Source organism: Burkholderia sp. LMG 13014, from assembly GCF_905232215.1.
Taxonomy (GTDB): Bacteria; Pseudomonadota; Gammaproteobacteria; order Burkholderiales; family Burkholderiaceae; genus Burkholderia.
Genome location: NZ_CAJNKE010000500.1, coordinates 1 through 4,332 on the forward strand (window position 1 = coordinate 1; position 4,332 = coordinate 4,332).

Here is a 4,332-nt window from a genome sequence, read left to right on the forward strand (position 1 = left end):
CGCGCTTCCTGCGCGATGTCGGCGGCGGCTTCCAGTACGTCGAGCGTGTCCCTGAGCGCCGCGTCGTGCGCGAGCCGCTCGACGAACCGTGCATGTTCGTCCGGCGTGAGTTCACCGCGCATGTATGCGAGGGCGAGGTCGCGATCCGGTTCGTCCGGATCGGTGGTGTGGCGGGGTGCGTTGCTCATGCCGTTTCTCCCGTCTGCTCCTGCACGCAGGCAATCACGCGTGCCTTTGCTTCGGAAATGCGACGTCGTACCGACACGGGCGAGCCGGCCTTCGTCATCTGCTGAATCTCGACATCCTTGTGTCCGCCCAGCGCGAGCATGAACGTCTCGCGCGCCGTCTCCGTCAGTTTCGACAGGCAGCGTTCGACCGCGGCGCGCGTGCGCGCCAGTATCGCGGCGGCTTCGGGGCTCGGCGCCAGTTCACCGAGGTCGGACAGCAGCGCGTCGAGCGCATGCTCGTTTTCCTGCCACTGCTCGAGCGACGTCAGCCGGACCGATTCGACGCCGAGCTTGCGCAGGCGGGTAATCAGCTGCTTGGTGGCCGCGCCGGTCACGTAGCCCACGACGCGCGCATCGAACGTCGCGTCGTCCATCCGTGCGGCATCGTCGAGCGAGAACGCGCTCGTCGGCTCGAACAGCGCGAGCAGCGCCGATTGCAGCGCGTCCTCGATGTCGGCGTCGCGGCTCCACGGATAGAGGCGGCGGGCCAGCCGTGCGAAACGGCTGTTCACCTGCCGGAAGAATGCGGCGAAGCGCCCGTTGTCACGTTGCAGCCGCTCAAGGGCGGCGACGGTCGTGGATCTCGCGTCGCGGTCGTCGGAGGGAAGGAATCGTGGCGTCATCGAAGACATCTTGGGTCGCTTGGAATGGGGGCGGCAGCCGCGACGCGCAGGGCAGCCAGCGCCGCCGGAATTATATATGCGGGTGCGGATTCTGCACGGCATGAAAAATCGGGCGAACAAATCGGCGCGGCACGCGAATAGAACGACAAGACGCACGCAATGTCCGCCGTCGGCCGGGAGCCGGAGCGGTGAGGACGAGTGTCGATATCGCGGCTCACGCTACCGCGAACTGCCCATTCGAACGAGAGAACTGCCGAGCCATGAACGCGACCCATACCTGTACCCAATGCCACTCGAGCATGCCGGAGCGCGTGCCTTTCTGCCCGCATTGCGGGAGCCGAACCGACAACGCGGCGGCCGCCGTCGCACCGGATTCGCCCGCGAGCACCCGGACGCGCGGCCGCGTGCTGCGCGACACCGTCGCTGGCGACGGACTGCTGGTCGCGCTCGGGCGCCAGTACGCGTTTTCGCTTGAAACGCACTGGAAGAGCGACGTGGCGCCGACGGTCAACATGGCGGTCGACGTCGATTTCGACGGCAGCGGTGCCGTCACCGCGGTGCGCGCGGTCTCCGGCGCGACCGTCGGGCAGGAGCGGATGCGCGACGCGGTGGATGGCGTGCGCGAGGTCTCGGGCCGCGCGCTCGGCGAAGCAGCGGCGATCGGCTTGCCGCTTGCCGCCCGCGTCGTGTCGTCGGTCGGATACGCGAATCTCGGCGCGATCGCGCTGTTGCTGATCGGCTGGTTCTCGCTGAATGCGATCGCGATCCAGGTGACAGCATCGACGGCGAGCGGGCTCACGTTCTACGACCTGCTGCGCGCGCTGCACTCGATGAACAACTTCTATGCGCTCGAGGGCGTCAGTCAGATGAGCGCAGGGTGGTACGGCTTCGTCTGCGACCTGACGCTCGCGCTGTGCATCGCCCCGTTCCTGTTCCGCCGCAAATCGCTGTGGCTGGGCCTTGCCGCGCCGCTGGCATGGATGGTCACGGTCTACGCGGGCATCTACTGGAAGATCTCGTCTGCCATGAGCGAGATCGGCGGTGCGGCCGGGATGACCGGCCTGCCGGCGGACTTCGCGCGCGAAATGGCCGCGGAAGTGTCGAAGGCCATCTCGTTCGGCGCGGGCTTCTATGTCGCCGGCGCGGCTGCGCTCTATCTCGCCGTCAAGGGCGTCAAGCAATACCTGTCGGCCTGAGCGGCCGACGCGCAGGCCCGGCGCGTATGCCGGGCGAAGCACCGCATTTCGCGATGATCCCGGAACCGGGCTCGCGCACGTTTTCCCATCCACACACGACTGGAGTCCATCACCATGAAGAAGATGTCTACCGCCGCTATGACCTTGTTGATCGCGCTTTGTGCGTCGGGCCTTGGCGCCTGCAGCAAATCCGACGACGCGCCGAAGGCGCAGGACGCCGCCGCGCGGCCCGTGGTGGATCTGGCGGGGCTGGCTTCGCCGGAAAAGCAGCAGCAGATCGCTGACCGCGCGCTGCCGCAAGGCGACGCCGCGCGGCCGCTCGCCGACTATCGCGGGATCGATAGCGGCAACGACGTCATGTTCCTGTACTACGGCATTTCGAAGCTGCCCGTCGATTACGACAAGGCCGCGCAGTATTACTCGCGCGATTACCAGAACACGTCGGACGGCTTCAAGAAGCAGGACATGCTGAACACGTTGAAGCCGCGCATCGACGCATCGGTCGCGGCGGCGCAGAACAGCCGCTATGTCGTCCTGACGACGCCGAACGCGACGCTCGACTCGTACGACTTCACGAAGAAGGGTTTTCAGCTGACCAACGTCGCGCAACCGGGCTCGTTCCAGTACTTCTTCGACAACGCGAACTACAAGATCGCGTACACGAACGGGCCGGACTTCAACTTCGTGAAGGTGACGGACGAAGCGCAGGCGCGTTCGATCGAGGATCTGCGCAGCCACTACAAGCCGATTACCGCACGTGTCTACGCTTATGCGCAGGATATCGACCCGGCGAACAATCAGGTGAAGCTGCAGATGCTGCATGTGCAGCTGCTCGACGGCGGCGGTCACGTGCTCGCGGCGATGTGACGACCCTGCTCGCCGGTCGCGCCGGCAGGCGGGACGATCATCCGCGCGTGACCGAGAACGTCGCAAGCGCGGTGCGCAGGGCGGTCTGCCGCGCGGCCAGCACGAAACGCAGCGACACGCCGCGTGCAGCAAGCAGGTCGCCGAGCTGGCGCAGCGACCTGCACGCGGATGCGTCGAAGCGTCCTACGCCGCACAGGTCGATATCGACGGCCTGGATCGCCGTACCCGGCGCGAGCTGCGCGAGCACCGGCTCCACCATCTTGCGATCGACGAAACAGCCGATCAATGCGCCGGTCGCGCGCACGGTCATGCCGTCCGGTTGCACGTCGCAGGCGATGTCGAAGCGCCGGGGCGCGCGCAGCAGGCTGAGCAGCGCGGCCGCGCAGCCGACCGCGAAGCCTTTGCCCGGCTGTCCCGTGATCGCGGTCACCGCGGTCACCGCCGTGAACGTCCACACGGCGGCGGCGACCACGTCGCTGGGCCCGCGCCCCGCCAGACAGTGGCTGACGATCTGGCGCGACCAGTCGTCGATCATGTCGAGCGCCATCGCAATCATCACGGCGGCCGCCGCCAGCTTGGGCAGCAGCGCGAGCAGCGACGTGCCGGCGGCGACAAGCGCGAGCAGCATCGCCGCGTGCAGCACGGCCACCCCGCGTGTCCGTCCGCCGGCGTTCCACGCGAGCTTGGAGCGGGTCAGCGAACCGACGATCGGCAACAGGCCGGCCGCGGCCGCGATGACGTTCGCGACGCCGTGCGCGGCGAGATCCCGGTTGGGCCGTGCGCGCTGGCGGCTGTCCGCTTCGACGTTGCCGGCCGCGATCAGCGTGTCGAGCGAGGCCAGGACCCCGATCATCGCGCCGTACAGCACGAGCATCGTGAGCAAGCCCGCGTCGAGGCGCGCGAACACCGACGGCCATTGCAGCAAGCCGGGCCGACCGAGCAGGCCGGGATCGAAACCGACCGTGCCGAAGGTGCGGCACGCGAGCGGCGCTGCGTCGATCGCATCGAAGCCGTAGAACGCCGCGGTACCGGCGAGCAGCGCCGCGAACAGCGACAGCCCCTTCGGCCAACGCAGGCGCGGCGCGAACGTCGCCCACACGAAATGCGCGCCGACGCCGCTTGCCACGACGATGACCGTCGGCCACCAGTCGAGCGCGCAGCGGGTGACCGCGTGTGCCTGATCGGCGATGGCCAGGACCGCCGAACCGAACAACAGGCCGGACAGCGCCGATGCGGGCAGCATGCGCACGAGCATGCCGCCGCGCAGCGCGGCAAGGCCGAGCTGCGTGACACCGGCGCAGGCGAGCGCAAGCGACGCGCACCCCAATGCACCGAACAGGCCGAGCGACGCGATCGACGGCGTATTGAGCAGCGTGCCGACGAGTTGCGACATCAGTACCGTCGCGGCGATCCGCGGCC

5 protein-coding genes are annotated in these 4,332 nt (G+C 68.1%); 2 read left to right on the forward strand and 3 right to left on the reverse strand.

Annotation, left to right across the window (positions count from 1 at the left end; all coding sequences use genetic code 11):
* Both JYJ84_RS29590 and JYJ84_RS29595 read right to left on the reverse strand, forming a co-directional pair.
* A partial coding sequence (locus JYJ84_RS29590; protein ID WP_205189835.1) for a hypothetical protein occupies positions 1–188 on the reverse strand: 188 nt, incomplete at its 3' end.
* Complete coding sequence (locus JYJ84_RS29595; RefSeq protein ID WP_122949799.1) at positions 185–850, reverse strand: RNA polymerase sigma factor; 666 nt, start codon at positions 848–850, stop codon at positions 185–187. The genes JYJ84_RS29590 and JYJ84_RS29595, both read right to left, overlap by 4 nt.
* A 260-nt stretch (positions 851–1,110) precedes the next feature.
* Here JYJ84_RS29595 and JYJ84_RS29600 point away from each other — a divergent pair, with 260 nt between their 5' ends.
* Both JYJ84_RS29600 and JYJ84_RS29605 read left to right on the forward strand, forming a co-directional pair.
* Complete coding sequence (locus JYJ84_RS29600; RefSeq protein ID WP_164462859.1) at positions 1,111–2,046, forward strand: zinc ribbon domain-containing protein; 936 nt, start codon at positions 1,111–1,113, stop codon at positions 2,044–2,046.
* Positions 2,047–2,160: 114 nt separating this feature from the next.
* Entirely contained in the window at positions 2,161–2,913 is a 753-nt protein-coding gene (locus JYJ84_RS29605) for a hypothetical protein (RefSeq protein ID WP_175220547.1), read from the forward strand.
* A 37-nt stretch (positions 2,914–2,950) separates the two neighbouring features.
* Here JYJ84_RS29605 and JYJ84_RS29610 read toward each other — a convergent pair.
* Positions 2,951–4,332 (reverse strand): SulP family inorganic anion transporter (locus JYJ84_RS29610; RefSeq protein WP_205189837.1); only part of this gene is annotated, 1,382 nt, incomplete at its 5' end.

What these genes read in the sequence shown, in the direction of transcription:
- JYJ84_RS29595 (WP_122949799.1), bottom strand. Translation starts at nt 850, where the DNA reads ATGACGCCACGATTCCTTCCCTCCGACGACCGCGACGCGAGATCCACG.
- JYJ84_RS29600 (WP_164462859.1), top strand. Translation starts at nt 1,111, where the DNA reads ATGAACGCGACCCATACCTGTACCCAATGCCACTCGAGCATGCCGGAG.
- JYJ84_RS29605 (WP_175220547.1), top strand. Translation starts at nt 2,161, where the DNA reads ATGAAGAAGATGTCTACCGCCGCTATGACCTTGTTGATCGCGCTTTGT.